Source organism: Thauera sp., from assembly GCF_035444905.1.
In the GTDB taxonomy this organism is placed as follows: Bacteria; Pseudomonadota; Gammaproteobacteria; order Burkholderiales; family Rhodocyclaceae; genus Thauera.
Genome location: NZ_DAOMPS010000049.1, coordinates 1 through 26258 on the forward strand (window position 1 = coordinate 1; position 26258 = coordinate 26258).

General features: G+C 69.0%; 25 protein-coding genes and 1 pseudogene. 13 read left to right on the forward strand and 13 right to left on the reverse strand.

Annotation, left to right across the window (positions count from 1 at the left end; translation table 11 throughout):
* Both PLC66_RS17640 and PLC66_RS17645 read right to left on the reverse strand, forming a co-directional pair.
* Nucleotides 1–316 (reverse strand): annotated as a pseudogene (locus tag PLC66_RS17640) (PrkA family serine protein kinase); the annotation flags it as partial.
* A gap of 307 nt (nucleotides 317–623) precedes the next feature.
* Entirely contained in the window at nucleotides 624–1604 is a 981-nt protein-coding gene (locus PLC66_RS17645) for an SGNH/GDSL hydrolase family protein (protein ID WP_324542847.1), read from the reverse strand.
* Between the two features lie 321 nt (nucleotides 1605–1925).
* Here PLC66_RS17645 and PLC66_RS17650 point away from each other — a divergent pair, with 321 nt between their 5' ends.
* The gene (locus tag PLC66_RS17650) at nucleotides 1926–4028 is read left to right on the forward strand and encodes a YgiQ family radical SAM protein (protein WP_324542899.1); all 2103 of its coding nucleotides are present in this window, start codon (nucleotides 1926–1928) and stop codon (nucleotides 4026–4028) included.
* Here the strand turns inward: PLC66_RS17650 and PLC66_RS17655 are convergent.
* Nucleotides 4025–5992, reverse strand: coding sequence for a CHASE domain-containing protein (locus PLC66_RS17655; protein ID WP_324542849.1), 1968 nt, complete (start codon nucleotides 5990–5992; stop codon nucleotides 4025–4027). The two genes, PLC66_RS17650 and PLC66_RS17655, sit on opposite strands and share 4 nt — an antisense overlap.
* A gap of 195 nt (nucleotides 5993–6187) precedes the next feature.
* On the opposite strand from PLC66_RS17655, the gene PLC66_RS17660 reads away from it, so the two are divergent.
* Both PLC66_RS17660 and lolD read left to right on the forward strand, forming a co-directional pair.
* Entirely contained in the window at nucleotides 6188–7444 is a 1257-nt protein-coding gene (locus PLC66_RS17660; protein ID WP_324542851.1) for a lipoprotein-releasing ABC transporter permease subunit, read from the forward strand.
* On the forward strand, nucleotides 7437–8153 hold the full coding sequence (gene lolD, locus PLC66_RS17665; protein ID WP_324542853.1) for a lipoprotein-releasing ABC transporter ATP-binding protein LolD: 717 nt from the start codon (nucleotides 7437–7439) through the stop codon (nucleotides 8151–8153). Before PLC66_RS17660 ends, lolD begins: the two co-directional genes overlap by 8 nt.
* A gap of 33 nt (nucleotides 8154–8186) precedes the next feature.
* On the opposite strand, the gene PLC66_RS17670 is transcribed toward lolD, so the two are convergent.
* Nucleotides 8187–8738: a DUF2062 domain-containing protein gene (locus tag PLC66_RS17670; RefSeq protein WP_324542855.1), complete on the reverse strand. Its 552-nt coding sequence runs from the start codon at nucleotides 8736–8738 to the stop codon at nucleotides 8187–8189.
* Nucleotides 8739–8891: 153 nt separating this feature from the next.
* Here PLC66_RS17670 and PLC66_RS17675 point away from each other — a divergent pair, with 153 nt between their 5' ends.
* Together PLC66_RS17675 and PLC66_RS17680 are read left to right on the forward strand one after the other, a co-directional pair.
* The gene (locus PLC66_RS17675; RefSeq protein WP_324542856.1) at nucleotides 8892–11267 is read left to right on the forward strand and encodes a DNA internalization-related competence protein ComEC/Rec2; all 2376 of its coding nucleotides are present in this window, start codon (nucleotides 8892–8894) and stop codon (nucleotides 11265–11267) included.
* Between the two features lie 137 nt (nucleotides 11268–11404).
* Nucleotides 11405–12322 (forward strand): alpha/beta fold hydrolase, encoded by a 918-nt coding sequence (locus tag PLC66_RS17680; protein ID WP_324542858.1) that lies wholly within the window; start codon nucleotides 11405–11407, stop codon nucleotides 12320–12322.
* Between the two features lie 60 nt (nucleotides 12323–12382).
* Here PLC66_RS17680 and rsgA read toward each other — a convergent pair whose 3' ends face one another.
* The 3 genes from rsgA to PLC66_RS17695 are packed head-to-tail and all read right to left on the reverse strand — an operon-like array spanning nucleotide 12383 to nucleotide 14914.
* On the reverse strand, nucleotides 12383–13324 hold the full coding sequence (gene rsgA, locus PLC66_RS17685) for a ribosome small subunit-dependent GTPase A (RefSeq protein WP_324542860.1): 942 nt from the start codon (nucleotides 13322–13324) through the stop codon (nucleotides 12383–12385).
* On the reverse strand, nucleotides 13321–13638 hold the full coding sequence (locus tag PLC66_RS17690; RefSeq protein ID WP_324542862.1) for a cytochrome c: 318 nt from the start codon (nucleotides 13636–13638) through the stop codon (nucleotides 13321–13323). The genes rsgA and PLC66_RS17690 overlap by 4 nt, the downstream gene beginning before the upstream one ends.
* 28 nt (nucleotides 13639–13666) lie before the next feature.
* A complete protein-coding gene (locus PLC66_RS17695) occupies nucleotides 13667–14914 on the reverse strand; it encodes a M48 family metallopeptidase (RefSeq protein WP_324542864.1) in 1248 nt (415 codons plus the stop codon).
* Nucleotides 14915–15057: 143 nt separating this feature from the next.
* On the opposite strand from PLC66_RS17695, the gene orn reads away from it, so the two are divergent.
* Nucleotides 15058–15606 (forward strand): oligoribonuclease, encoded by a 549-nt coding sequence (gene orn / locus PLC66_RS17700; RefSeq protein ID WP_324542866.1) that lies wholly within the window; start codon nucleotides 15058–15060, stop codon nucleotides 15604–15606.
* A gap of 28 nt (nucleotides 15607–15634) precedes the next feature.
* Here orn and PLC66_RS17705 read toward each other — a convergent pair whose 3' ends face one another.
* On the reverse strand, nucleotides 15635–17293 hold the full coding sequence (locus PLC66_RS17705) for an ArnT family glycosyltransferase (protein WP_324542868.1): 1659 nt from the start codon (nucleotides 17291–17293) through the stop codon (nucleotides 15635–15637).
* A gap of 187 nt (nucleotides 17294–17480) precedes the next feature.
* A complete protein-coding gene (rpmE, locus tag PLC66_RS17710) occupies nucleotides 17481–17699 on the reverse strand; it encodes a 50S ribosomal protein L31 (RefSeq protein ID WP_324542870.1) in 219 nt (72 codons plus the stop codon).
* Between the two features lie 168 nt (nucleotides 17700–17867).
* Between rpmE and PLC66_RS17715 the strand changes: the two genes are divergently transcribed.
* From PLC66_RS17715 to PLC66_RS17735, 5 genes are all read left to right on the forward strand, one after another.
* Nucleotides 17868–18908, forward strand: coding sequence for a tRNA dihydrouridine synthase (locus PLC66_RS17715; RefSeq protein WP_324542872.1), 1041 nt, complete (start codon nucleotides 17868–17870; stop codon nucleotides 18906–18908).
* 50 nt (nucleotides 18909–18958) lie between these two features.
* Nucleotides 18959–19663 (forward strand): tRNA (guanine(46)-N(7))-methyltransferase TrmB, encoded by a 705-nt coding sequence (trmB, locus tag PLC66_RS17720; protein WP_324542874.1) that lies wholly within the window; start codon nucleotides 18959–18961, stop codon nucleotides 19661–19663.
* A gap of 54 nt (nucleotides 19664–19717) precedes the next feature.
* Nucleotides 19718–20473: a UPF0149 family protein gene (locus PLC66_RS17725; protein ID WP_324542876.1), complete on the forward strand. Its 756-nt coding sequence runs from the start codon at nucleotides 19718–19720 to the stop codon at nucleotides 20471–20473.
* The gene (locus tag PLC66_RS17730) at nucleotides 20466–20795 is read left to right on the forward strand and encodes a YkgJ family cysteine cluster protein (RefSeq protein ID WP_324542878.1); all 330 of its coding nucleotides are present in this window, start codon (nucleotides 20466–20468) and stop codon (nucleotides 20793–20795) included. Before PLC66_RS17725 ends, PLC66_RS17730 begins: the two co-directional genes overlap by 8 nt.
* 133 nt (nucleotides 20796–20928) lie before the next feature.
* Entirely contained in the window at nucleotides 20929–21288 is a 360-nt protein-coding gene (locus PLC66_RS17735) for a YkgJ family cysteine cluster protein (protein ID WP_324542880.1), read from the forward strand.
* A 45-nt stretch (nucleotides 21289–21333) separates the two neighbouring features.
* Here the strand turns inward: PLC66_RS17735 and PLC66_RS17740 are convergent, their stop codons facing one another.
* Entirely contained in the window at nucleotides 21334–22281 is a 948-nt protein-coding gene (locus tag PLC66_RS17740) for an ATP adenylyltransferase family protein (protein ID WP_324542882.1), read from the reverse strand.
* Nucleotides 22282–22371: 90 nt separating this feature from the next.
* Between PLC66_RS17740 and PLC66_RS17745 the strand changes: the two genes are divergently transcribed.
* On the forward strand, nucleotides 22372–22602 hold the full coding sequence (locus PLC66_RS17745; protein ID WP_324542901.1) for an RNA-binding S4 domain-containing protein: 231 nt from the start codon (nucleotides 22372–22374) through the stop codon (nucleotides 22600–22602).
* Nucleotides 22603–22648: 46 nt separating this feature from the next.
* Here the strand turns inward: PLC66_RS17745 and PLC66_RS17750 are convergent, their stop codons facing one another.
* From PLC66_RS17750 to PLC66_RS17760, 3 genes are read right to left on the reverse strand one after another with little or no spacing between them, the layout of a single operon-like run.
* Complete coding sequence (locus PLC66_RS17750) at nucleotides 22649–24385, reverse strand: NAD-binding protein (RefSeq protein ID WP_324542884.1); 1737 nt, start codon at nucleotides 24383–24385, stop codon at nucleotides 22649–22651.
* Between the two features lie 39 nt (nucleotides 24386–24424).
* Complete coding sequence (locus PLC66_RS17755; protein WP_324542887.1) at nucleotides 24425–24808, reverse strand: DUF6394 family protein; 384 nt, start codon at nucleotides 24806–24808, stop codon at nucleotides 24425–24427.
* Between the two features lie 14 nt (nucleotides 24809–24822).
* Nucleotides 24823–25206, reverse strand: coding sequence for a YchJ family protein (locus PLC66_RS17760; protein ID WP_324542889.1), 384 nt, complete (start codon nucleotides 25204–25206; stop codon nucleotides 24823–24825).
* A 184-nt stretch (nucleotides 25207–25390) separates the two neighbouring features.
* On the opposite strand from PLC66_RS17760, the gene PLC66_RS17765 reads away from it, so the two are divergent.
* On the forward strand, nucleotides 25391–26185 hold the full coding sequence (locus PLC66_RS17765; RefSeq protein ID WP_324542891.1) for a DUF502 domain-containing protein: 795 nt from the start codon (nucleotides 25391–25393) through the stop codon (nucleotides 26183–26185).
* The last annotated feature ends 73 nt before the right edge of the window (nucleotides 26186–26258 follow it).

Genomic DNA, 26258 nt, shown 5'->3' on the forward strand with positions numbered 1-26258 from the left:
GGATCTGCTTCTTCTCTTCCAGGCCCTGCGCGGCGTGACGGAAGTAGGACACGATCTGCTCGATCGCTTCTTCCATTCCGTAGAAGTCGCGGAAGGCCGGATAGACCTTCAGCACCTTGTTGGAGAAGATGCGCGACAGGCGCGGGTCGAGCCGGGTGTCGACCAGTTCGGGCTCGCCGATCGCGGCGAGCATGCGCTCGGCGGACGTGGCGTAGGCCATCCGGTCGTGGCGACAGAGTTCGAGATACTCCTGCAGCGACATTTCCTCTTCGCGTGCCGCTTCGAAGCGGGCCTGGTAGGCGTTGAAGATGCTCATGGCGACGTCTCCTTGCATGGTGATGGATGAACCCTGCTGGCGCGTTTGTGGCGCCGTCGACAAGATCAAAGCATCAGTCGTGCCAGGATTGTTGCGGTGCACCAAGCGGCCCAGGCTGGCCGTGAGAGAGCCGTGAGAGGGCGGAGGAAGGGCGTCGTGGGCGGCGCACGCAGTGCTTGCGCGCACAAGGATGATGCATCCGTGTGCTGCGCTGCACTAGAAGAGGGCGGGCGCGCTGCGCGGTGTCAGAGGGGGCGGGATTCCCGGAGGGGGAAGGGCGGCGCCGGCGTGCCGGTCCCGAGATGGATCAGTCCGCGCCTGGCCGGCGGCGCAGGGCCAGCAAGGCAAGGAGGCCGAGCGCAAGCAGCGCGGCCATGTCCGGCTCGGGCACCGTGGCGAGGAAACGTTCGCCGAGCAGCCGATGGGCGGCCGTCGTCGGATGCACGCTGTCGAAGAACAGGTAGCCGTCGCAGGCAGGCCAGGCGGTCAACACGCAGGCGTCGGTCACATTGGTGAATCCATAGGCGGCCGGACTGGTGATCACCTCGTCGAGGAAGGCTGCAGTGTCGAAGCTCATGAGGTCGAGACCGGTCCCGATGCCGGGGATGCCACCCCCCCGCGCGAGGTCCAGCGCACCCGCGAGCGCGGTGTTGAAACCGGCCGACAGGGCGTCGAGTCCCGCTCTGAGTGCATCTTGCTGGGCAAGCCCGAAGGGCGTCTGTGCCAGATTGGGCATGTTGGGAATGAGGAAGTCGGTGGCGCCCAGGCGTGCCAGCAGCCCAACCGAGGTGATGAGGTTCGTCACGGCCGCGCTGGCGGCGGCGAGTACGTTGCCGCCGGTGCTGAGCGCGTAAAAGAAATCGTTTGGCGCCGCCCACAGCATGAACAGCGAGCGTGCGGGGTCGAAGCTCGGGGGGCTCGCGGCAAAGCCGCCTACTTGTGCGAGCAGGCCGGTGCTCGCCAGGCTGGCGGGCAGGGGGAAGGGCGACGCCACCAGGTGGTTGTAGTTGGTGAGGCCGGTCATGGCGCCGCCCACCGCGTAGTTGCTGCCGTCCGCGATCGAAGGGGCCAGCGCGATCCCCAGTCCATCCGCCAGATACTCGGCGGCGGTGGGGCCATCGGAGAACTGCTGCGCATAGGGCGGCGAGGGCGGCCAGGTGGCGCCGCTGAGCGCATACGCATTGCCATTGTCGGAGAGGCTGTCCCCGAACACGTAGAGCGCGCTGTAGGCAGCCTGTGCGGGTGCGGTGAGGATGAGCGCAAGGGCGAGGGTCAGCGTTCGCAGCATGGGGCCTCCGGGCGTGAAGAGCTTGCTTCGTTGGACATCGAAGGGACGTTTGCCGGGGCATTACAGGCGGGGACAGGCGCTTCGGCAAGGGCGGGAATTCCCCTATCGGCTGCGGCGAGCCCGTGGTCGTCGGGCGCTGTGGGGAATGGGCGTGTGGCAGCGCTGTCGAAGTTCGCAGCGATCACCACCTGCGCCGATACAATGGCGACCATCATGCGTTCACAGCCCAGTTCCCCATTCCCGCACACCGTTCCCGACGCTGCGCTTCCCGGCATCCTCGCGGGCGCTGTTCCCGGCGCTCGCGCCGCCCCCTTCCTGCCCATGTCGCGCAAGGAGATGGAAGCGCTCGGCTGGAACGAATGCGACGTCATCCTCGTCACCGGCGACGCCTACATCGACCACCCGAGCTTCGGCATGGCGCTGGTCGGGCGCCTGCTCGAGGCGCATGGCTTTCGTGTCGGCATCCTCAGCCAGCCTGACTGGCAGTCTGCCGAGCCCTTCCGCGCGCTGGGCAAGCCGCGTCTGTATTTCGGCATCACCGCCGGCAACATGGATTCGCTGGTCAACCGCTACACCTCGGACCGCAAGATCCGCTCCGAGGACGCCTACACGCCCAACGCCGAGGCCGGCAAGCGGCCCGATCGCGCGGTGACGGTTTACGCGCAGCGCGCGCGCGAGGCCTTCCCGGACGCCAACATCGTCATCGGCAGCATCGAGGCCTCGCTGCGCCGCATTGCGCACTACGACTACTGGTCGGACAAGGTGCGGCGCTCGGTGTTGCCCGACTCGAAGGCCGACATCCTGCTGTTCGGCAACGCCGAGCGCGCGCTGGTGGCGCTGACCCATCGCCTTGCGGCGGGCGAGCCGATCGAGGCGATCCGCGACCTGCGCGGCACGGCCTTCATGGTGAAGCCCGGCTGGCGGCCTGCGGACGAATGGCATGAGGTGGACTCGCTGGCGCTGGACAAGCCCGGCCGCATCGACACCCATCCCGACCCCTACGCCATGGAGCCGACGGCCGCCGTGCCCAAGCCCGCGGCCGACGGCGCCCAGCCGGTGCGCATCGTGCCGGCCGCCGAACGGGTTGCGGCGCGTCGCGCCGATCGCGCACATACCGTGGTCCGCCTGCCGTCCTTCGAACAGGTCAAGGACGACCCGGTGATGTACGCCCACGCCTCGCGCGTCTTTCATCTCGAATCCAACCCCGGCAACGCGCGCGCGATGGTGCAGTGCCACGGCGAGGGCCCGGGCGCGCGCGACGTGTGGATCAACCCGCCGCCGGTGCCGCTGACCACGCCCGAGATGGATTTCGTCTACGACCGGCCCTATGCCCGCGCGCCGCACCCGAGCTATGGCGGCGCGCGCATCCCGGCCTGGGACATGATCAAGTTCTCGATCAACATCATGCGCGGCTGCTTCGGCGGCTGCACCTTCTGCTCGATCACCGAGCACGAGGGGCGCATCATCCAGAGCCGCTCGCACGAATCGATCATTCACGAGATCGAGGAGATCCGCGACAAGTCGCCCGACTTCAAGGGCCACATCACCGACCTTGGTGGGCCCACGGCCAACATGTACCGCATGGCCTGCAAGAGCAAGGCGATCGAGGAGAACTGCCGGCGCCTGTCCTGCGTGTATCCGGGCATCTGCGAGAACCTCAACACCGACCACTCCTCGCTGATCGAGCTGTACCGCAAGGCGCGCGCGGTGCCCGGCATCAAGCGCATCACCATCGGCTCGGGCCTGCGCTACGACCTCGCGGTGCGCTCGCCCGAGTACGTGAAGGAACTGGTGACCCATCACGTCAGCGGGCTGCTCAAGATCGCGCCCGAGCACACCGAGGAGAACACGCTCTCCAAGATGATGAAGCCGGGCATCGGCGCCTACGAGGAGTTCCGCCAGATGTTCGAGAAGTTCTCGGCGCAGGCGGGCAAGAAGCAGCACCTGGTGCCCTACTTCATCGCCGCGCATCCGGGGACGACCGACGAGGACATGCTCAAGCTCGCGCTGTGGCTGAAGAAGAACAACTTCCGCCTCGACCAGGTGCAGACCTTCCTGCCCACGCCGATGGCGCTGGCGACGACGATGTACCACACGCGCAAGAACCCGCTGAGGAAGGTGTCGGCGGATTCCGAGGTGGTGGAGACCGCGCGCGCCGGCAGGGTCCGCAAGCTGCACAAGGCCTTCCTGCGCTGGCACGACCCGGAGAACTGGCCGATCCTGCGCGAGGGGCTGATGCGCATGGGGCGGGCGGAGCTGATCGGCAACGGCCCCAACTGCCTGGTGCCGCGTCAGCAGCCGGCGGCGATGCAGGGGGCACAGGGCGAGGTACGCAAGCGCGCCGGGACGGGCGGGCGGAAACCTGTCGGCGCGGCCGGCCGGCCGGCCGGCGCACCGCGGCGTGGCCGCGGCGGCGCCGCCTAGAGGTCGGGGCTGCCCGCCGTCTCGAGGCGGTTGCGCCCGCCCACCTTGGCGCGGTACATCGCTGCATCGGCCCGCCGCAGCAGGTCTTCCGCGCGTTCGTCCTCACCGCTGAAGCAGGTTATGCCGATGCTGGGGGTGGTCCAGTGGAGCGATCTGTCCACCGAGAAGGGCTTGTTGAGCGCGACAAGGATCTTTTTCGCAATCGTTGCGCCTTTCTCGGAGGCCTCCGGGCACGAGTCGCCGAGGTCCTCGAGCATGACGATGAATTCGTCGCCGCCGAGGCGGGCGACCGTGTCGCCCTCCCGCACGCTCTGCTTGAGGCGCCGCGCCACCTCGCACAGCAGCTTGTCGCCGGCCTCGTGGCCGAAGGTGTCGTTCACCTGCTTGAAGTGATCCAGGTCCACGAATAGCAGTGCGCCGTGGCGCCCGTGACGGCGGCTGTTGGCCAGGCCCTGGCGCAGGCGGTCGAGCAGGAAGCGCCGGTTCGGCAGCTGGGTGAGGGTGTCGACGAAGGCGAGGTTGCGCATCGCCTCCTCGGCCGCCTTGCGCTCGGTGATGTCGATGATGACGCCATCGAGCCACAGGGCCTGGCCATGCTCGTCGATGAAGACGCGGCCGCGCTCGCTCACCCAGCGCGTGACGCCGTGGCGGTCGTGCATGCGGTACTCGACCTCGTAGCTCGTGCGCTCGCGCGCGGCGGTCTCGATCGCCTTCTCGATCGCCGGGATGTCCTCGTGCTCGATGAAGTCGCCGAATGAGACTGCGCCCGACGTGAATTCCCCGGTCGTGGCCCCGGTCAGCGACTCGATGCTGCGGCTGATGTGCATGACGGCCCAGGGCGCGCCGACCTGGCAACGGAACACCACGCCGGGGACGTTCTCCACCAGGGTGCGGAATTCATCGCGGCTCGCCGCCAGCCTGGCTGCGGCCGATCGCATGCGACGGCGGCGGTTTGCGTTGCTGTTCATCACTGCGAACAGCATCAGGCTCAGCGCCGAGCCGCCGAGCAGGATCAGCGTGGGCTCGGCGCTGGCGTTGTCGGCCTCGAAGGTTTCGGTGCTGCTGAAGCGGACCAGCCAGGGGCGCCCGGCGAACTCGACCAGATGCAGCACGCTGTGGTGGGCCGCCCGGCGGCGCGGGGAGGAGGCGAACAGCAGCGAGTCGTCGGCCATGGCGGCGTCGAACACTTCGATGTCGGCATCGCGCAGCCCGTCGGCGAAGATGCTGCGCATCATGTCCCTGGCGCGGAAAGGACTGTAGACGAAGCCGCGCAGCGCCGCGCGGCGGCTGTCGAGGTCGTCGGGGGCGCGCGCGCCGGCGTACACGGGGAGATAGATCAGGAAGCCGGCCTGGGTGTCTTCATCGTCTTCCTGAACCAGCGTGACCTTGCCCGACAGCGCAGCCTGGCCGGTGTCACGCGCGCGCTCCATGGCCTCGCGCCGCACCGGCTCGGCATACATGTCGAAGCCGAATGCGCGCAGGTTGCGGTCGGTGAAGGGCTCCAGATATACGATGCTGCTGTAGGGGTCGCGTTCGCCGGGCGGTTGAATGCGGTAGTCGGGAAAGCCTTCGGCGCGCACTTCGGCCAGGTGCGCCTGCAGGCGGGATGCCGGCACCATGACCGTGTAGCCGGTGCCCTGGATGCCCGGCAGGGATTCGTCGAGCTGCAGTGCCGAGACGTAGGTGCGCCACTCGCCGCGGGTGACGTCGTCGCTGGCGGCGAACAGGGCGGCGCCGCCGCGCAGCACCTGCTCGTAATCCCTCAGGCGGGCCAGCAGGGTGTTGCGCGCGACCTCGGTGTGGTGCTCGAAGCGGTCCTCCGCGCGCTTGGCGAGATGGTCGCGCGAGTAGTCCCACATGGCGACCGCGAGCACGAGGCCGATGCCAAGCGCGAGCCAGGCGGCGGCACTGCGGTCGAGCAGTCCGAGGGTACGACCGTGCGGGGTGTTCGCATTGGGCGGCATGTTTCAGTGGTCGCCGTGCCGGTGAGGGTTCTGAAGTCTTCCACGAATCACGACATGCTGCCAGCACATGACCCCCAATCTGCGCGGCGCGATTGGCCGGGGCTTACATTCGCATGCGCTTTGAGGTCGCGCTGGCGGGCGTCCGCGGGCACAATGCCGGCCTTGCCTGTCGTGGTCTCGGGAATCGTCCTGTCGATGCGTTACGAATTTCTGGTCGGAGTGCGCTACACGCGTTCGCGCAAGCGGGCGCAGGGCCGCAACCGCTTCATCTCCTTCATTTCCCTGGTATCGATGCTCGGCATCGCGCTCGGCGTGGCCGCGCTGATCGTCGTGCTGTCGGTGATGAACGGTTTTCAGGAGGAGCTGCGCACGCGCATCCTCGGTGTCGCTTCCCACGTTCAGGTGCAGAGCAGCGGGGACGGACTCGAGGTCTGGCAGCAGGTGGCGGAGGAAAGCCTGCAGCATCCGTCCGTGCTGGCGGCGGCGCCCTATGTGCAGGAGCAGGGCATGCTGTCCTTCGATGAGGCGGTGCGTGGCACCATCGTGCGCGGCGTCATCCCGCGCGAGGAGAACAAGGTAGCCGACTTCGGCGGCTACATGCAGGCCGGCGACTTCGATGCCCTGCAGGCCGGGCGCTTCGGCATCGTGCTCGGGCGCGACCTGGCCTTCGCCTTGCGCGTACAGCTGGGCGACAAGGTCACGCTGATCGCGCCGCAGGGCCTGGTGACGCCGGCGGCGGTGCTGCCGCGGGTGAAGCAGTTCGAGGTGGTCGGCATCTTCGAGGCCGGCATGTACGAGTACGACTCGGGGCTCGCGCTGGTGCACCTGGCCGACGCCCAGGCGCTTTACCGCCTGGGCGACGCAGTGAGTGGGGTGCGCCTCAAGCTCGACGATCTGTTCGCGGCGCCGCGCGTGGCGCGCGAACTTGCGCTGTCGATCAGCGAACCCGGCCTGATGGTGGCCGACTGGACGCGCAGCCATGCCAACTTCTTCCGCGCGGTCGCGCTCGAGAAGACGATGATGACGCTGATCCTGTTCCTGATCGTGGCGGTGGCGGCGTTCAACATCGTGTCCACGCTGGTGATGGCGGTGCAGGAGAAATACGCCGACATCGCCATCCTGCGCACGCTCGGCGCCAGCCCGGCCTCGATCATGACGATCTTCGTGCTGCAGGGCTCGATCATCGGCTTCGTCGGCCTGCTCGCGGGCGTGGTCGGCGGCCTGGCGATCGCGCACAACCTCGACGTGGTCATTCCCGCGCTCGAGGCCCTCACCGGCGCGACGCTGTGGAACAAGGAAATCTATTACATCAACGAACTGCCCTCGAAGGTGCTGCCGGCCGACGTGATCACGATCGTGTCGGTGTCCTTCGTGCTGACCCTGATCGCCGCCCTGTACCCGAGCTGGCGGGCTTCGCGGGTCAATCCGGCGGAGGCGCTGCGCTATGAATGATCAACTGCAAACGCTGCGCGGTCGCGCCGATGACGCATCGCCCGCCGTGGTCGCCTGCGAAGGCCTGAGCAAGCATTTTCGTGAGGGCGCGGAGGCGGTGAAGGTGCTCGACGGCGTCGGGCTGCGGGTGAATCGCGGCGAGCGCGTCGCCATCGTCGGCGCCTCGGGCTCGGGCAAGAGCACCTTGCTGCACCTGCTTGGTGGACTCGACGTGCCCAGTGCCGGTTCGGTACGGCTGATGGGACAGGATTTTTCGGGGCTGTCTGAGACGGCGCGCGGGCGTCTGCGCAATGCCGCGCTCGGCTTCGTTTACCAATTCCATCATCTCCTGCCCGAGTTCAGCGCGCTCGAGAACGTCGCCATGCCGCTCTATGTGCGGCGGGTGGCGCGCGCCGAGGCGGAAGCGCGCGCGGCGAAGATGCTCGCCGAGGTCGGGCTTGGGCATCGCCTCGATCACGCCCCCGGCGAGCTTTCCGGCGGCGAGCGCCAGCGTGCCGCGATCGCCCGCGCGCTGGTCAGCGAGCCGGCCTGCGTGCTTGCCGACGAGCCGACCGGCAACCTCGATCGGCGCACCGCCGGTGCGGTGTTCGACCTGATGCTCTCGCTCAACGAGCGCTTCGCCACCAGCTTCGTCATCGTCACCCACGACGAGACCCTGGCGGCGCGTGCGCAGCGCACCCTGCGGCTGGTCGACGGTCGGCTCGAATGAGGCAGGCCGCGGCGGCGAGCAGGGGGCGCGGCCTCAGGACTGCGGATGCCGACGGCGCGACTGGCGCTGTCGCCACTGACGGATCAGCCATAGCCGCCAGCCCCAGCGCACCGCCAGGTAAGAGAACACCGACAGGCTGGCGGCGAGCACGACGAGGCCGATGAAGAGCGGCTTGCCCAGACTGGTGGCCCAGGTCAGCAGGTCGGTGACCCAGTGGGCCGGATTCATGCTGTTGAGCCCGGGCGGAGGTGTGAAATCGAACTCGCCATCGCCCACGATCAGGCTGCCAATGCCGAACGCCAGCAGGTAGAGCGGCACGATGGTGATCGGGTTGCTGTACAGCGTGGTGATCAGCGCGAGCGGCAGATTGACGCGAAAGGCGACGCAGCAGATGGCGGCGCCGAGCATCTGCAGCGGGCCGGGGATCAGCCCGCAGAACATGCCGACCGCAATTGCACCGGCGGCCGAGTGGCGGTTCAGGTGCCACAGCCGCGGGTGCAACAGCGTGGACGCGAAAGGGCGCAGCCAGCGGTTGGAACTGACTGTCTCGTGGTCGGGCAGGAATCGCTTGAGTCGCTTGCGCATGAAGGCTCGGATGGCGGCGCAGTCTAGCAGTTCGCCCCGCGGCGCCAAAGACGTGCGCGCCCCCTGGGGCGTGTCCGCTGCCGATCGGTTCGTGCGCGGCGCCGCCGCATCCGGTACGCCGTAGCGGCAATCCTTTTGGCATTATTGGATGCCATGAGAATTGCTGCGGTCTCCTTTCTGCTCGGCGTGTGCCTGCTACAGGGCCGCGCTTCGCTGGCCGGCGCCGGCGCGCTGGCTGGCGCAGCGATGGTGCTGGTGCTCGCTGCGGGGGTGCTGCTGGCGCGGGTCCGGCCGCCCTCGGGCAGGCTTCCTCGGCACCAGCTCGCGCTGTTGCTGCTCGCGGCGGCGATGGTGGTGGCCGGTTTCGGCTGGGCCACGCTGCGCGCCGAGTGGCGGCTGGCGGACGAGCTGTCAGGGGGGCGCGAAGGGGTCGATCTGGTGGTGGTCGGGCGCATCGCCAGCCTGCCACAGGCCGTCGGCAACGGCTGGCGCTTCATTCTTGACATCGAGCCCGCCGAGGCCGGTATTCCACGCCGCGTGCTGCTGTCCTGGTATGGCGAGCGTGGCCAGGCTGTTGCGTTGCCGGCGCCGCGCGCAGGTGAGCGCTGGCGCCTGGTGGTAAGACTGAAGCGCCCACACGGCTTCGCCAATCCGCACGGTTTCGACTACGAGGCCTGGCTGCTCGAGCGCGGCATTCGCGCCACCGGTCATGTGCGCGGCGAGGCCCACAGGCTCGACGATGCCCCGCAGGCGCTCATGCAGTGGGTGCACCGGCTGCGCGGCGCGGTGCGCGAGCGCATGCTGGCGAGCCTGGCCGAGGCGCCGCACGCCGGCATCGTGCTTGCCCTTGCGGTCGGTGACCAGCGCTCGATCCCTCACGCCGACTGGGAGGTCTTCCGTCGCACCGGGATCGGGCATCTGGTGGCAATCTCCGGCCTGCATGTCGCCCTCGTCGGCCTGTTCTGCGGCGGCATGGTCGGCACCGCGTGGCGGCGTATCCCGGCCCTGGCGCTGCGCCTGCCGGCGCAGAAGGCGAGGGCGCTGGCAGCGCTCGCAGGGGCCACCGCCTATGCCCTGCTTGCCGGCATGGGGGTGCCGGTGCTGCGCGCCTGGCTGATGCTGGCTGTGGCCGTCATTGCGTTGCTGTCGGGGCGCGCGCAGGCGCCGTCGCGGGTGTTGGCGATCGCGCTGCTGGTGGTGGTCGCGATCGATCCCTGGGCGGTGCTGGCGGCCGGCTTCTGGCTGTCCTTCGGCGCGGTGGCGGTGATCCTGGCGGTGCTGGGCGGGCGGGTCGCGCCGCCTCGCGGCTGGCGTGCCGCGCTGCGCATCCAGCTCGCGATCAGCCTTGCGCTGACGCCGCTGCTGCTGGTGCTGTTCAATGCCTTTCCGCTGGTTTCGCCGCTGGCGAACCTGGTGGCGATTCCACTCGTCAGTTTCGTCATTGCGCCACTCGTGCTGCTCGGGGTGATCGTGCCTGTAGACGCCGTGCTGGTGCTTGCACATGCTGCGACGGCCCTGATGATGAGCTGGGTGCGGCCGCTGGCGGCACTCGAGCTTGCGCTGTGGGAGCAGGCCCAGCCGCCGACCTGGCTGCTGGCTGGCGGGCTCACCGCAGTGGGCGCGCTGCTGCTGCCGCGGGCGACGCCCGGCCGTCTTGCGGCGCCGGCGCTGCTGGCCGCGATGCTGCTGTGGGAGGCGCCGCGGCCCGCCGAGGGGGCGTTTCGCGTGCGCGTGCTCGATGTCGGCCAGGGGCTCGCGGTCCATGTGCAGACCCAAGCGCATGATCTGGTGTTCGATGCCGGCCCGCCCTACGGCAGCGAGGCCGACGCCGGCAGCCGGGTGATCCTGCCCTATCTGCGCGCCATCGGGGTGCGCCGGCTCGATCACCTGGTGCTGTCGCACGAGGACAGCGACCACGTCGGCGGCGCCGCCAGCCTGCTGCGTGCATTGCCGGTCGATACCGTGCTTGCCGGCCGGCCCGAGGCGGGCTCGCGCTGGTGGCCTGCGCTCAAGGCATCGACCGTGGTCCAGCCTTGTGCCGCAGGGCAGAAATGGACCCGGGACGGCGTGCGCTTCGACATGCTTCACCCCCGGGGCGACGCAGCGCCTTCGGCATCGCGCCGCCACGACAACGACGGCTCATGCGTGCTGCGGGTGTCGGCGGCCTCGGGAACGCTGCTGCTGACCGGCGACATCGGCGTCGGCGCCGAAGCGCGCCTGCTCGCGGCCGATCCCGCCGCACTGGAGAGCACGGTCGTGGTGAGCCCGCACCACGGCAGCCGCAGCTCGTCCTCGGCGGCCTTCGTCGACGCCACGCTGGCGGCCCACGTGGTGCATTCGGCGGGCCATCGCAACCCCTTCGGCCACCCGCACCCGCAGGTGTGGGCGCGCTGGGCCGAGGCCGGCACGCGCAACTGGCGCACCGACAGCCAGGGAGCGATCGAGGCCGACTTTGACGCCGATGCCGACGCCGGTGTCACGCTGCGGGCACAGCGCGTTGAACGCCCGCGTTACTGGCATGGGCGCTGAGGCCGGCGTGAGGAGGCGCGGGCGCAGGGCGCGGCCGTGCGTGCTGCGCCTTGCGCCCGGATGCACGTTTCGGGCTAGACTCGTCGCTACCCGCTTCCTCCAACCCGCGCCCCGCGCGCATTTGCCACCTCGCCACCATGTCCTCATTCGGTAGCCTGTTCGAAACGCCGCCCTCACCCCAGCGCCCGCGACACGGCGTGCGCGAACGCAGCGTGCAATGCCTCGGGCCCCATGGCCTGCATCGCATGGCCTATACGGAGTGGGGCGACCCGCGCAATCCGCGCGTGCTCGTCTGCGTGCACGGTCTCACCCGCAACGGGCGTGACTTCGACGACCTGGCGCAGGCCCTGGCCGACGACTACCGGGTGGTGTGTCCCGACGTCGTCGGCCGCGGCCGCAGCGACTGGCTGGGGGTGAAGGCGGACTACGGCTTTCCGGTCTATGTGGCGGACATGGTGACGCTGATTGCGCGCCTCGATGTCGAGCAGGTGCATTGGGTGGGCACCTCGATGGGCGGCATCATCGGCATGCTGCTCGCCAGCCAGCCGCACTCGCCGATCACCCGCCTGGTGCTGAATGACGTCGGCCCCGTGATCACGACCACTGCGCTGCAGCGCATCGCCCAGTACGTCGGCATGGCGCCGCGCTTTCCCAGCATGGAGGCGGCCGAGGCCTACATCCGCGAGGTCAGCGCCTCCTTCGGCCCGCTGACCGACAGCCAGTGGCGCCATCTCACCCAGTATTCGGTGCGGCCGGTGGGGGGCGCCGATGGGGGCTTCGCCATGGTGTACGACCCCGGGCTCGGCGACGCCTTCCGCGCCTCGCCGATCCTGGAGGACATCGACCTGTGGGGCGTCTACGACAATGTGCGCTGCCCGACCCTCGCGCTGCGGGGTGCGGAATCGGACCTGCTCACCCCCGACACCTTCACCGCGATGGCGGGGCGCGGCCCGCAGGCGCAGCTGGTCGAGTTCGCCGGCGTGGGCCACGCGCCGATGCTGATGGACGAGACGCAGATCACCGTGGTGCGCGACTTCCTTCTCGGCGGCGGGTAGGAAGGCCGGCGGGTCGTGCCCGTCACGCCACCCCAGTGCAGGCCCGCGTCCGGCGGCGGCTCACCAGCCCGGGTTGAGCTTGCGCGCGGTGGCGATCTCGGCGCGGATGGTGCGGAAGTGCTCCCAGCGCCGCGGATGGATCCTGCCGGCCTGGACGGCCTCGAGGAGGGCACAACCCGGCTCGGCCTCATGTCGGCAGTCACGGAAGCGGCATTGGCCGAGCAGCGGCCTGAATTCGATGAAGGCCTCGGCGAGGTCGTCGGCCGACAGGTGGGCGAGGCCGAAAACCTGTAGCCCGGGGCTGTCAATGAGCCAGCCTGGCTTGTTGGCATCACCCGCGGGCAGGGCATACAGCCGTGCGAAGGTGGTGGTGTGCTTGCCCGAGTCGAGCGCGGCGGAGATCTCGCGCGTCGCCGCGTTGGCCTCGGGAACGATGGCGTTGGTCAGCGTGGACTTGCCCATGCCGGACTGGCCGACGAAGATCGCCTGCAGCCCCGCCAGCCGCTCGCGCAGGCGCGCGGCGCCGTCAAGCGCCGACACCGCCAGCACCTCATAGCCCAGCTCGGAAAACGGCGCGAGCTGTGCCTTGGCCGCGGCCAGGCGGTCACCCAGATCGGCCTTGTTGAGCACGATCAGCGGCGTGATGCCCTGGCTCTCGGCGGCGACGATGCAGCGCGACACGAGCAGGTCGGAGAAGCCGGGCTCGGTCGCCACCACGATGACGATGTGGCTGAGGTTGGCGGCGATCAGCTTTTCGCGGAAGGCATCCGAGCGCCACAGCAGATTGCGGCGCGGCTTCAAGGCCTCGATCACGCCCTGGCCGTCGCCGCCGGGCAGCACCTCGACCTCGTCACCGCAGGCGAAGCTGCTCTTCTTGCCACGCGGGTAGCACTGCAAGCGCCCGGATGGGGTATCGATCTCGTAGTGGCGGCCGAATGCGGCAACGATCACGCCGCCAACCCTGTCCTCGCCATGCCCGCCCGGGCGGATGCGTTTTCTCACTCGAACTTGTAGTAGTGCTTGTTGAGGTAGCCGGCGAGGTGATGCTCATCCTCGGGGAAGAGGTCTAGATTGAGCATGGTGGTGCATGCGGTCAGTTGCTGCGCGAGTGCGCTCGGCGTGGTGACGCGGCGGTCGACGCGGGTGTAGATGTCCGAGCCGTCCTCGCCGCCGAACTTGCGTTCATGGCACTGGACGCACAGCTCGGCGTGCATCTTCTTCGCCGCGACCAGGTCCGCGTCCGGAAAGGGATCGGCCAGGGCGGGCAGGGAGGCGGATAACAGCAGCGCGGCGGTGAGTGCCCGGGGCAGGTTCATGCTTGTCTCCGGCGACGATGGGTGTCTTTCAATGCTGCATGGCCTGCAGGCGCGCGACGCGCACGGCGGCAGGGGGGTGGGAGTCGAAGACGCGCGAATACAGCGGGTCGGGCGTCAGCGTCGAGGCGTTGTCACGATACAGCTTGACCAGCGCAGCGACGAGGTCGGCGGCGCGCGTCTGGCGGGCGGCGTAGGCGTCGGCCTCGAACTCGTGCACCCGCGACCAATGGCTGAAGATCGGCGCCAGCGGGAAGGTGAAGGCCGGCAGCGCGAGGAAGAACAGCGCGAGGGCGCTGGCCGTGTCGCTGGCGCTCATGCCCAGGCCGCTGAAGAACCAGGGCTGCTCGATGAGCCAGCCGAGCAGGGCGAGCAGCGCGAGGCTGGTGGGGGCGAGCAGGGCCAGGCGCTTGACGATGTGGCGGTGGCGGAAGTGGCCGAGCTCGTGTGCCAGCACGGCCTCGACCTCATCGGCATTGAGCTTGTCGAGCAGGGTGTCGAAGAAGACGATGCGCTTGGAGGCGCCGAAGCCGGTGAAATAGGCGTTGCCGTGGGCCGAGCGACGCGAGCCGTCCATCACGAACAGGCCCTTGGACTGGAAGCCGCAACGCGCCAGCAAGGCTTCGACACGGGCCTTCAGGGCGGCGTCGGCAAGCGGGGTGAATTTGTTGAACAGGGGCGCGATGAAGGTTGGCCAGATCAGCATCACGAGCAGGTTGAAGCCGAGCCAGGCGGCCCACACCCAGAACCACCACAGCTCGCCCATCGAGCTCGTCAGCCACAGCAGCAGCGCCAGCAGGGGCAGGCCGATGAGGGCGGCGAGCGCTGCCTCGCGGGCGGTGTCGGCGGCGAACAGCGCCGGTGTCATGCGGTTGAAGCCGAAGCGCTTCTCGATGCCGAAGGTGCGCGCCAGCACGAAGGGCAGCTCGACCAGCCAGCCCAGCACGCCGACCGAGGCCAGCAGGGCGACGCCGTGCGCCAGGCCGCCGGGGGCGAACACGGCGCTCCAGGCGTCGTGGATGAACTGCAGTCCCCCACCGAGCGTGAGCACCAGCACGAAGGCCGCGCCGGCGATCGCGTCGCGCATGCCGAGCCCGGCGCGCGCTGCGGTGTAGTCGGCGGCGCGCTGGTGCGAGGCGAGCGGGATCGAAGCGGCGAAGGCGTCCGGCACGCGGTCGCGATGGGCCTGCACATGGCGCACGTGGCGCCGCATCAGCAGCAGGCGCGCAGCCAGGCCGGCCACGAGCAGGCAGACGAAGAGCAGGGAAAAGGCGTTCATCGAGTATCCGGCGGCGGTGTGGGTTGACTGGCGTGGCCGGCGGCGGGCCGCATCTGCCCCGTCCTGGCGGCGAGGGGCGAGAACTGTGACACAATCGCGCCCTCGATTGTTTCGTACCAAGGCGCCGAAAAGGCGGAGCGATTATGGCACAGGACCCCAAAACCCTCATCTGGCTCGACATGGAGATGACCGGCCTCGAACCCGAGCGCGACCGCATCATCGAGATGGCGGTGGTGCTGACGGACGAGAACCTGCACACGATTGCAGAGGCCCCGGTCATCACCGTGCATCAGCCCGACAGCGTGCTCGACGCGATGGATGAGTGGAACCGCAACACGCACGGCAAGTCGGGCCTGAGTGCGCGGGTGAGGGCGTCGACGGTATCCGAGGCCGAGGCCGAGGCGCAGATGCTGGCCTTCCTGCAGCAGTGGGTGCCGGCGCGCACCTCGCCGATGTGCGGCAACTCGGTGTGCCAGGACCGTCGCTTCCTGGCGCGCTGGATGCCGGGGCTCGAAGCCTGGTTCCACTACCGCAACCTCGATGTGTCGACCTTGAAGGAGCTCGCCCGACGCTGGCGCCCGGAGGTGTACGACGGGGTCAAGAAGGCCGGCAGTCATACCGCGCTGGCCGACATTCACGAGTCGATTGCCGAGCTGCGCCACTACCGCGACCACTTCCTCCGCGTTGACTGAAGCGCGTTGCCGGTCGCGCCGGCGTGCCTCAAGGTAGGCTGCGGCGCAGCAGCCTGAAGCTCTCTTCGCGCTTGCCGGCGCCGCGGCGGTATTCCCACACCGTTTCCCATTCGGGTGCCAGCGCCAGCGCGCGGCTGCGGCGCTCGACATGCACCAGCAGCAGCGGGCAGGGGCTGGTGCCGGACTCGAGCCGGCGCGGGCGCAGGTCGGCGTAATAATCGAGCGAACTGCGCAGCGCGTCGGACACCCCGGTGGTTGCGACGCAGGCATCGGGTCGTTCCAGGCGCTCGCCCTGGATCGCGATGTCGAGCGAGCGCACCACCTCGCGGTAGCTGCGGCCATGGTCGAACCACGGCATCAGCAGCACCACCGCCAAACTCCACAGCATGACCAGGCCGATCGCCCAGTTGGCCGGTGCGCGCGAAGTCGAGCGCGGCAGCCGGGCTACCAGCAGGATCCACACCGCGGTGATCAGCAGGCCGAGTACAAGCCGGAAGTGCTCCTGCGGCAGCACGAAGTCGGGCGCGTTGCGCGCCACGTGACGCGCGAGACCGTCGGGCCAGGCGAAAGCCTGCGCGCTCCACGCCAGCCACACCAGCACGCCGAACACGGCCAGGCTCATCAAGGCGAACCAGTCGAAGGCGCTGGCGGCGCCGCGGCGCAGCTGGAGGATGCCGCCGGCCGCGAGCAGCGCGATCGCGGGCACGATGACGAGCAGGTTGGCCTGCGACAGGTCGGCGGTGATCCACAGCCAGGCAAGTACGAGCAGCGCGCTCAGCGCGGGAAGCAGGGTCGGCAGCGAAAGCAGGCTGCGGCGCGCGCGCCATAGCGCCCAAAGCGCGATCGGCCACAAGGGCCACAGGAACCAGCCTGCCAGTTCGAGCAGGCGCGGGATCTCGGACAAGGCCGGCAGCGGTGCGGAAAGCCGCGCCCACTCGTTCCCCAGCCACAGCGAGAACAGCTCGGGCGAGCCCAGGTGCAGCGCCAGCGGCCAGGCAGCGGACAGGGCCAGCGCCAGGCACAGGCCGGCGAGCAGGCCACCGCTTGCGCGTGGCGTGTGGCATTCCGCGCTCAGCAGCAGCACCAGGGGCAGCAGCGGCGCGGTGACCATGAGCCCGCCCAGACCGCCGGCGAGAAAGGCCAGCGCGCTGCCGAGGCCGGCGATCAGCCCGCCCAGCAGCGGCTGTTGCGGCACCGCCGACAGGCCGCGCAGGGTGAGCCCGAGCATGGCGAACACCGCGAGCAGGGGCTGGGTCTCGTGGGCATGCAGGATCAGTCCGAGCGGGCCGAGCGCGAGCAGGGCGGCCGCCGTGCGCGTCGGACGGCCATGCAGCGCTTCGGCCGAGCGCGCGATGAAGTAGATGGCCAGCGCAACGAAGAAGGCGCTGGCCAGGCGGGCGCCGCCGTGCAGCGGCAGGATGCCGCTGGCCAGCCACGAGAAGCCGGCCGCGACCCAGAAATAGAGCGGGGGATAATCGGGCAGCGGCTCGCCCGCCAGCATCGGGAACAACCATTGTTCGCCGCGCAGCAGGCTCAGTACCGGGCCGAAGTAGCGCGCATCGTCGCCCCGCCAGGGATCATGGATGGTGAGGCCGACGAGCAGGTAGGTGCCGACCAGCAGGAAGAGGCCGACGGTACCGTAGATCCGGCGCTGAAACAGGGTGGGCGTGGCGGGTTCGCGAATCATGCGCGCATTGTGCGGGTGAGTGCCGGTGCAGGCAAACGGCAGGGCTGCAGGCAAGGGGTGGTGCGCCCCGTTCTCGGCGCGCGCCGGGGAATCGTCAGCCGACGCAAAAAAAGGCAGCCGAGGCTGCCTTTCTCAGGGGACGTCGCTGGCGGACGTCACGGATGCGCAGGTGCTAGCCTGCCGCCGATCAGCTGGAACGCTGGACGTTGCCGTACTTCTGGCGGAAGCGCTCGACGCGGCCGGCCGTGTCGACGATCTTCTGCTTGCCGGTGTAGAAGGGGTGGCAGGCGGAGCACACTTCGACGTGGTACTGGGGCTTGCCCAGCGTGGAACGGGTAACGAACGTGTTGCCGCACGAGCAGGTCACGTTGACGTCGTTGTACTTCGGATGGATGTCCGCTTTCATGGTGATTTCCTGGAATCTGGCGGGCGGCGGATGTGACCGCCCTGTTGTGTAGAGCCAGTGATTATCCTGCACTCGGCAGGGCGTGGCAAGCGAAAGAGGTGTGAATCAGGCGCTGCGGCGCATTACAATCGCCGCCTTTCAAGGATTTGCCGCCGTGGCGGCCGGGAGATGGCGGTGTTGCTGCTCGCACCCATGGAGGGGCTGCTCGACGATGTGCTGCGTGCGACGCTGACCCGTGTGGGCGGCTACGACTACGCGGTGACCGAGTTTGCACGGGTGTCCGGCACGCTGCTGCCCGAGCGCTTCTTTCGCCGCATTGCGCCCGAGCTCGACGGCGGCAGTCGCACGGTCGCCGGTACGCCGGTAAGAGTGCAGCTGCTGGGTTCGGATCCGGTGTGCATGGGCGATAACGCCGCCCGTCTCGCCCGCCTGGCGCCCGCCGGGGTGGATCTGAACTTCGGTTGCCCGGCCCCGACCGTCAACCGCCACCGCGGCGGTGCGGTCTTGCTCGACGAACCCGAACTCCTGTGCCGCATCGCCGAGGCGGTGGCCAGGGCGCTGCCGGCTGGCGTGCCCCTGACGGCAAAGATGCGCCTCGGCGTTGCCGATCCCGGGCGCGCGCGCGAGTGCGCCCAGGCCCTGGTCGACGGCGGGGCGGGCGCGCTGGTGGTGCACGCGCGCACCAAGCTGCAGGGCTATCGGCCGCCTGCGCACTGGGAATGGGTGGCGCGGGTGGCCGACGCGGTGCGGGTGCCGGTGGTGGCCAACGGCGAGGTGTGGACCGCTGCCGACTGGGCGCGCTGCCGGGCCGTCTCCGGCGTGCCCGACGTGATGCTCGGTCGCGGTGCGGTGGCCGACCCCTTTCTTGCCGCGCGCATCGGCGACGGCCGTCTGGGCGTGCCGGACGAGGCCGAGCGCGCACGCGAGTGGCGGGTAATCCTGAGCCTGCTGGCGGAGTTCCGCGAACGGGTGCGACGCAAGGTCGAGGCGCGCCATGCGCCGGGCCGGATCAAGCAGTGGCTGCACCTGCTTGCGCGCTGTTACCCGCAGGCTGCGCGCCTGTTCGCCGACATCCGTGGCCTGCGCACGCTGCCCGAGGTGAGCGCGGTGATGCAGCGCCACGGCGTGCCGGCGGAGACCGACACGCCGGGCGGCCTGATGCGCGCCACCACTCCCGCGCAGCGCCAGCCGCTGGCCGCGGCGGCGTAGGCGCAGGACCCGCGCCGCGGGCTGCGCCGCTACCGATTCGAGGTTGTCCCATGAGCTACGCCAATTCCCGCATTCCGCAAAGCGCCCAGCAAGGGGTGCATGAGGCGCTCGCCGAGCGCGTGCGCAAGCACCTCGCCGAGCCGTTCCGCAAGCCCTTTGCGCCCTACAACCGCGCCGCGCTCGACGCCAGCCTGGCCGGCTGGAACGGACGTGCGCCGCTGATGCTCGATGCGGGCTGCGGCGTCGGCCACAGCACGATCCAGATCGCTCGCCAGTATCCCGATCACTGGGTGATCGGCGTCGATCAGTCGCAGGACAGGCTGGCGCGGCGCAAGCCCTATCCAGAGGCCTTGCTGCCCAGGAACATGGTCTTCGTGCGCGCCGATCTCGTCGACTACTGGCGTCTGCTCGACGAGGCTGGCCTGCGCCTGGCGCGGCATTACCTGCTCTATCCCAATCCCTGGCCCAAGATCGGCCACCTTGGCCGGCGCTGGCATGCGCATCCGGTGTTCCCATGGATTGTCCGGCTGGGCGGTGTGCTGGAATGTCGCAGCAACTGGCAGGTCTATATGGAGGAGTTCGCCTTTGCGCTCGAACTGGCAACAGGCAGGGCGGTGCCGTGGGAGCGCTTCGAGGCCGACTCGCCGCTGACCCCCTTCGAGCGCAAGTACAGGGACTCGGGCCAGGCCCTGTACCGCCTCGGCATAGAGCTGGAGACGCCGTCCGGGCGCTCCGCTGCATGCGAGAATATTTGACTTGCCGGCACACGCCCGCTGCGCCACCCTAGGCGCCGACCAATGGAGACTGCCATGAACGACGCTTCCCCGACTGCCGCCCCGGCTCAACCCAAACCCCAACTGATGAGTGACGAGGACTTCGAGGCGCTCGAGGAGATCCTGACCTCCGACGTCGTGCCCGAGGATTGCATGGACCTCGAGATGCTGGACGGCTACCTCGCTGGCGTGCTGGTCTCGCCGCGCCCGATCGGCCCCGAGCGCTGGATGCCCGGCATCTGGTCCGCGCACGGCGACGAGGCCGGTTTCGGCTCCGGCAGCGGCCTGCAGCGCGCGATCCGGCTGGTCAAGGCCTACCACAACGAGCTGCTCGCCACCCTTGGCCTGGACGATGACGACGAGGCCTGTTGGGAGCCGTTCTGCTTCGCAATCTCCGAAGGCGACGGCCTCAAGCTGGGCGAGGCCTGGATCGACGGCTTTGCGCAGGGGCTGGACCTGTGGCCAGAGGGCTGGGAGGAGGGGCTGGACGAGGAAGCGATCGAGGCCGTGCGCGAGACGCTCGACGAGGTGCTGACGCCGTGGGGCGAGGACGACGCGGCCAAGGCCGACGACGAAACCCGCCTGGGCTGGCTCGCGGCGGTGGGCGAAGCGGTCAACGACATCTATTCGCACTGGCGCGACCTCGGGCTGCCCGCTGCCGCCCCCCTGTCGACCGAGGCGGCGCGCAAGCCGGCCGCGGCGACGCCGGGGCGCAACGACCCCTGCCCCTGCGGCAGCGGAAAGAAGTACAAGAAGTGCTGCGGGGCCGAAAGCAGCGACGCGGATGCGTGAAGACCACTGCACCCGTTGCGGCGCCTGCTGCTGCGCGTTCCGGGTCGATTTCCACCACTCGGAACTCGCCAGCCGCAGCTCGGACGGCGTGCCCGATGCGCTGACCGTGCCGCTCACGGCCACGCTGGTGCGCATGCGCGGTACCGACGCCACAGCGCCGCGCTGCGTGGCACTCGAAGGCACGGTCGGCGTCGGGGTGCGTTGCGGCATCTACGACCGCCGCCCGTCGCCCTGCCACGAGTTTGCCCCCTATGCGGCCCTGGGCATCGGCGACGAGGCCTGCGACCGCGCCCGCGCGCGTCACGGATTGCCGCCGCTGTAATTCAATTGCCCGAAATATTTGTGCAGGTCATTGAATAAAAAGCGTTTTGTGGTGCTTGCGCGACGCGTTGGAATCGCTAGAATCCGCGCGCCTCGTATGCCCGATCAACGCTTCCCGTTCTGCGAAACTGCCCATGGAAGGCTTCAATCCCTGCCTGGACTGCGGCGTGTGCTGCACCCATTTCCGCATCTCTTTCTATTGGGCCGAGGCCGATGACGCGCCGGGGGGCTTTGTCCCTGCGGCGATGACCGAGAAGCTGACGCAAACGCTGCGCTGCATGAAGGGCAGCAACCAGGTGCCGCGCCGCTGCTCGGCCCTGTCCGGCGTGGTGGGCCAGCAGGTGGCGTGTTCGATCTACGAGAACCGGCCCACGCCCTGCCGCGAGTTTCCGGTTTATTTCTACGACGGCACGCCCAATTCGAAATGCGACGAGCTGCGCGCCGCGATCGGGCTGCCGCCGCTGCCGCATTCACCCCTGCCGCGCGCGGCTTGAAGCATCTCCCGAAGGGAGGGTGTCTCCGCGGTGCGCGGCACGACCTTAGCGCGGCCGGCCCACGGCGGCCAGCACCGCGAGCGGTCCGGCCTGGCGCAGACGCTCGATCTGCTCGCGGTCGCGCACGAACAGCGAGCCGGCGTAGGCGAGCGAATTCACCGACACGTCCTGCCATTTCTCCTGCGTGCGCGGCACCAGCAAGAGGCAGGCGCGCGTGACCAGCAGGTTGTAGGCCGGCATCGGGTCGCAGTCTGCCGGCATGGCGAGCGCGCGGCAGGCGCGCCGGAACGCCGCCTCGACGGCCACGCCAGCGCGCGTGCCATCCTCCCAGATGCCCGCATCCAGTGCCACGAAGGCATGCGCCCAGGGTAGCGCCGGGTTGCTCGCCACCTCGTCTTCACGCTCGCCGGCTGCGGCGGGCACGAAGGGGGCGAGGTCGGCCGCCGCGGTGGGGATCCATTGCAGGTGCTTGTGCGCCTGGCTGGCGCCGGCGATGCGCCCGCCGTTGTAGAAACCGAGGCCGCCATGCGCGGCGATGACCGTGGCCAGGGCGGCGAAATCCGCCGCCGACAGCGGCGCGGTCTGGTCCTCGAAGTCGCGCGTGATGATGAGCAGGTGGCGGTCGATGACCGGGAACTTGTTCAGCACCACGAGGTGCTCATCGCCGAGCGCGGCGACGGTCAGTTCCGGCTCGGGCGGCAGGAAGGGGTTGAAGTCCGGCCGGCGGCGGATCACGGTGTCGACGCGGGCGCGATCCTTCAGTGCGAGCGAGGACACCCAGCGCACCGAGAAGCGCAGGCCTGCGCTTTCCAGCCAGGTCTGCTCGGTGCGGATCGGCTGCAGCGCGCCATGGGCGAGCGCGGCGGCGACGCAGCGGTCGGCGCGGCAGAGCAGGTCGCCCGGGGCGCAGGCGATATCGTGGAGGGTGGCGAGGGCGCGGGGGCGGATGGCCCCGGCGTTGATCCGGGTCTCGGATGGGACGTGGCTGGTCATGCGTGTGGCGTGCGGGCGACAATGGCGCCATTCTGACACGAGCTCCACGGCCTTGCGCCGTCGCGGAGCGTAATGGCGAAGGGGAAGGCGATGGCGATGCAGTTTGCAGTGCGCGGCGAGTACATCCAGCTCGATCAGTTGCTCAAGGCCGTGGGGCTCGTCGACTCGGGCGGTGCCGCGCATGCGGCGGTGGACGCCGGCAGGGTGAAGGTCGACGGCGTGCTCGAGACGCGCAAGCGCGCCAAGCTGCGGCCCGGGCAACGCGTGCGCCTCGGCGGCGAGGAGATCGAGCTGGTGGCGACTGCGGCGGGGAGCGCCTGAATCGGCGCACCTGCATCGCGGTACCGGATCCTGACTGCGGCGCGGCTCAGGGCAGGTTCGGATTGTTGGGCGCCGGGCGGCGGCGCGAGAGCTTCTCCCAGACCCAGCCGTCGGGCAGGTCCTCGCCGGTGAGAACATAGTTGAGCGTGTGTTCGTTGGCGATCACGAGGCCGAAATCGCTCAGCGCCGCCGCACTGCCTGCGAGCAGGATCTCGTCCCCGGCGCGGATCCGGGTGCTGCCTGCCGGCACCAGCAGGTGGTCGTCGTCGTCGCGGTCGAGGAACAGGGCCTCGCAGTCGAGGGCGTCGCGCCGATCGGTCGGTGAGCGCAGCAGCATCTCGAGGGTGATCGTCTCGCCGCGCATCAGGCGGCGATGCAGGGCCGGCGCGCGGCTGAGGTTGATCCGGACGCTGCGAATCTCGGGCACCGTCCAGCCGAGGCGGTGGGTGAGGCGCTCGAGCTGGGCGCCGCACCAGTCCTCGTCGCGCCGCCTGACTTCCTGCAGAAAGGGGACGAGCAGCGGGGTGCTGAGGATGGCCAGGCACTCGTGCGCGATGATGCGGCTGGGCACCACGGTAATGTCCGATTCGAAGGCGTCGAACAGCGCGCGGTTGTCGTAGTGGTTCTGGCGCAGGATCACGAACAGATCGGGATTCAGTTCGCGCGCGGTGACCGCGATCGACAGATTGTCGACGTCCGAGCTGGTGCCGCAGACGATGCCGGTGGCGGTGTCGACGCCCGCCTCGAGCAGCGCTTCCCTGCCGGTGCCGTCGCCCTGCACCCAGCGGTGCACGCCGTCGCCCTTGGGCTCCATGTCGATGATCGTCACCGGCACCGCCTCGGCATCCATGGCGTCGACCATCCAGCGCCCGAAGCGGCCGTGGCCGCACACGATCCAGGGGCCGCGCGGCGGATTGCGCCTGCGCTCGATGGTGGTGCCCGGCAGGCCGGTGAGCCAGTTCATCAATTGCGAGGTCTTGGGGGCGTGCAGGGCCAGCGCGAGCGTCTCGCTGAAGCGCTCGAAGGGGTTGATGATGTGCCGGGTGCCGAAGGACGCCATGTTTGCCGAGGTCGCACCGTGCTCCGCGCGACACACCGCGGGGACGCGCGGGGCGAGCAGGCGGGCGGCAATGGCGATGGCGAGGTTGGTCGGATCATCGTTGGTGAGCGCGATGACGCCCACGCAGCTCGGGTGGGTGAGGCCGGCAAACTTCAAGGTCTCGGGGTTGCCGGCGTCGGCGGCGATGGCCGGTACGTCGAGCGCATAGCTGTGGAGGTCGATCTCGCCGACCTTGCCTTCATCGACTTCGATGACGACGGCGCGCACGCCCATCCGGTCCAGGGCCTGGCAGATCAGGCGGCCCGTCTCGCCGTAGCCGCACACCAGGTAGAAGGGTTCGCGCAGCCGTCGGACGGCGCGCACGAAGGCCTGCATGGCGATGGCCTGGCGCAGGCTGCGGTCCGACAGCAGGGCGAACACCGAGCCCAGGGTGTAGGCCCAGCCGATCACCGACATGTAGATCGAGATCGTCACCCATAGGCGCTGCTGGTCGGAGAAGGCGTAGGGAATCTCGCCGAAGCCGATCGTGGTCGCGGTGTAGCTGATGAAGTAGAAGGCGTGGAAGAAGCTGAGGTAGGTGACCTTGCCCTCGTCGTCCACGCCCGGGGTCAGCGTGAGGCCGAGCACCGAGATCGCGATGATCGTGATCAGCACGATCAGCGGCGCACGCAGGCGCCGCAGGATCATGAAGAAGATGCTGTGGTGGCGGGCAAGCTGTTGCATGGCCGTGGCCTGGGCGCGATGTGCGGTATCAGCGCGGTGTCAGCGGCGCTGGATGATGGTCTCGGCGATCAGGATGATCACCGACACCATGTTGGCGAGCAGGGCGCCACCCGACAGCGAGACGATGCTGGCCGTGGACGCGGCCGTCAGGCCGGTGCCCGAGACGTGGGCGGCGTAGCCCCACACCATCGCCGCGGCGATCAGCTGCAGGTCGGCCACCAGGCTGGTCGACAGGTGGATCGCACCGATCTGCGTGCGGTCGCCGAACTTGAGCACGGTTGCGACCAGGCTCACCACCAGCGCGGCGAACAGTTCGTAGATGTCGTGATGGGCGGGGTTGTCCATGTCGCCGATGAAGAAGCCGAAGTTCAGCGTGGCGGCGAGGACGATGAAGAAACCGAAGATGACTTTTTCAAGGTTCATGGCGGATCTCCGGTTCAGTAAAGGGTGCCATCGACATAGAACCAGCGCCCGTCCTCGCGCACGAATCGGCTCAGCTCATGCAGACGGTGTGCCCGGCCACCGACGCGGTAGCGGGCAAGGAACTCGACCTCGGCATGCTCGGCGTCGAACTGCCGGTGCGCCTTGACCTGCAGCCCGATCCATTTCGGCGGATGAGTGTCGTCGTGGTCGATGGAGGCGGGACGGGTGGTGCGATGCCAGGTGGCGAGCAGGTAATCGTCCAGGCCGAGTGCGAAGGCTGCATAGCGCGATCGCATCAGGGCCTCGGCCGTTGCGGCGCTGGTGCCGGCGTGCAGCGGCCCGCAGCAGCGTGCATAGGGGCGGTCCGAACCGCAGGGGCAGGGCTGGTCGGGCTTCATCTGGCATGAGCTTGCATGGCGATGCAATTCTGCACCATGGCATGCGGCGGCAGCAAAAAACCCGCGCTGGACCTCTCGCGTGGGCACAAGAACGCCTTCCCCTCGAAGTGCGGCGCGGCAGTTGGCGCGGCGCTTGCGGTATCCTCGTGCTCCTTCGCACACGGCCCGAGACCAGACGCTCGCGATGGACAAACATACCCAAGAACGTATCCGCAACACGCGACGCTACCTGCTCATCGGCCTGCTTACGGCTGCACCGCTCTGGGTCACCTGGCTCGTCTTGGATTTCATCTTCACCCAGCTATCCAAGCTCGGCACGCCCTGGGTGGTCGCGATCTCACGCGGGCTGCGGCGCAACTACCCGGCGGTGGCGGATTTCATCCTGCTGCCGCAGTTCCAGTCCGTGCTGGGGGTGATCTTCACCGTGGTGGTGCTCTACGTGCTGGGCTGGCTGGCTTCGCTGGTGATCGGCCAGCGCATCATCGGCTGGCTCGAGCGCCTGGTGCAGAGCATCCCGCTGGTGGCGGCGATCTATGGCGGCACCAAGCGCTTTCTGGCGGCGGTGAAGGAAAAGCCTGAGGGCGTGCAGCGCGTGGTGCTGATCAGCTTTCCCTCCCAGGACATGAAGGCGGTCGGCTTCGTCACCCGCGTCATCCGCGACGAGAGCACCGGCGAGGAGCTGGCCGCGGTCTACGTGCCCACCTCGCCCAATCCGACCTCGGGCTACATCGAGATCGTGCCGGTGTCGCAGGTGGTGTCGACCGACTGGACCATGGATGAGGCGATGAGCTTCGTCATGACCGGCGGCGCCACCTCGCCCTCGCACATCCGCTTTCGCAACCCACCCGGCGGCGGTCTCGCCGTGGGCGGGCAAAGCGCTGCGCCCGCGGCCGGTGTGGGCGAAGTGGACACGACGACGATGGCAGAGGCGCCGGCGCGGGGGGATGTCGATCTGGGCCTGCGCCAGCGAGAGGAGTAGAATTCCACAGGTTTTTCACCCGGATCGGATGTCTTGGTGTTGCACTGCACCGCAAGTCTTATAAAAGACATAT

Excerpts from the sequence above, each read along its gene's own strand:
- PLC66_RS17765 (WP_324542891.1), top strand. The coding sequence starts at position 25,391 with ATGGACAAACATACCCAAGAACGTATCCGCAACACGCGACGCTACCTG.
- trmB (WP_324542874.1), top strand. The coding sequence starts at position 18,959 with ATGAGCTACGCCAATTCCCGCATTCCGCAAAGCGCCCAGCAAGGGGTG.
- PLC66_RS17730 (WP_324542878.1), top strand. The coding sequence starts at position 20,466 with ATGCGTGAAGACCACTGCACCCGTTGCGGCGCCTGCTGCTGCGCGTTC.
- PLC66_RS17675 (WP_324542856.1), top strand. The coding sequence starts at position 8,892 with ATGAGAATTGCTGCGGTCTCCTTTCTGCTCGGCGTGTGCCTGCTACAG.
- PLC66_RS17715 (WP_324542872.1), top strand. The coding sequence starts at position 17,868 with ATGGCGGTGTTGCTGCTCGCACCCATGGAGGGGCTGCTCGACGATGTG.
- PLC66_RS17705 (WP_324542868.1), bottom strand. The coding sequence starts at position 17,293 with ATGATTCGCGAACCCGCCACGCCCACCCTGTTTCAGCGCCGGATCTAC.
- PLC66_RS17650 (WP_324542899.1), top strand. The coding sequence starts at position 1,926 with ATGTCGCGCAAGGAGATGGAAGCGCTCGGCTGGAACGAATGCGACGTC.
- PLC66_RS17725 (WP_324542876.1), top strand. The coding sequence starts at position 19,718 with ATGAACGACGCTTCCCCGACTGCCGCCCCGGCTCAACCCAAACCCCAA.
- PLC66_RS17755 (WP_324542887.1), bottom strand. The coding sequence starts at position 24,808 with ATGAACCTTGAAAAAGTCATCTTCGGTTTCTTCATCGTCCTCGCCGCC.
- rpmE (WP_324542870.1), bottom strand. The coding sequence starts at position 17,699 with ATGAAAGCGGACATCCATCCGAAGTACAACGACGTCAACGTGACCTGC.
- orn (WP_324542866.1), top strand. The coding sequence starts at position 15,058 with ATGGCACAGGACCCCAAAACCCTCATCTGGCTCGACATGGAGATGACC.
- PLC66_RS17750 (WP_324542884.1), bottom strand. The coding sequence starts at position 24,385 with ATGCAACAGCTTGCCCGCCACCACAGCATCTTCTTCATGATCCTGCGG.
- PLC66_RS17645 (WP_324542847.1), bottom strand. The coding sequence starts at position 1,604 with ATGCTGCGAACGCTGACCCTCGCCCTTGCGCTCATCCTCACCGCACCC.
- lolD (WP_324542853.1), top strand. The coding sequence starts at position 7,437 with ATGAATGATCAACTGCAAACGCTGCGCGGTCGCGCCGATGACGCATCG.
- PLC66_RS17655 (WP_324542849.1), bottom strand. The coding sequence starts at position 5,992 with ATGCCGCCCAATGCGAACACCCCGCACGGTCGTACCCTCGGACTGCTC.
- PLC66_RS17695 (WP_324542864.1), bottom strand. The coding sequence starts at position 14,914 with ATGAACGCCTTTTCCCTGCTCTTCGTCTGCCTGCTCGTGGCCGGCCTG.
- PLC66_RS17745 (WP_324542901.1), top strand. The coding sequence starts at position 22,372 with ATGGCGATGCAGTTTGCAGTGCGCGGCGAGTACATCCAGCTCGATCAG.
- PLC66_RS17660 (WP_324542851.1), top strand. The coding sequence starts at position 6,188 with ATGCGTTACGAATTTCTGGTCGGAGTGCGCTACACGCGTTCGCGCAAG.
- PLC66_RS17670 (WP_324542855.1), bottom strand. The coding sequence starts at position 8,738 with ATGCGCAAGCGACTCAAGCGATTCCTGCCCGACCACGAGACAGTCAGT.
- PLC66_RS17735 (WP_324542880.1), top strand. The coding sequence starts at position 20,929 with ATGGAAGGCTTCAATCCCTGCCTGGACTGCGGCGTGTGCTGCACCCAT.
- PLC66_RS17690 (WP_324542862.1), bottom strand. The coding sequence starts at position 13,638 with ATGAACCTGCCCCGGGCACTCACCGCCGCGCTGCTGTTATCCGCCTCC.
- PLC66_RS17680 (WP_324542858.1), top strand. The coding sequence starts at position 11,405 with ATGTCCTCATTCGGTAGCCTGTTCGAAACGCCGCCCTCACCCCAGCGC.
- PLC66_RS17740 (WP_324542882.1), bottom strand. The coding sequence starts at position 22,281 with ATGACCAGCCACGTCCCATCCGAGACCCGGATCAACGCCGGGGCCATC.
- PLC66_RS17760 (WP_324542889.1), bottom strand. The coding sequence starts at position 25,206 with ATGAAGCCCGACCAGCCCTGCCCCTGCGGTTCGGACCGCCCCTATGCA.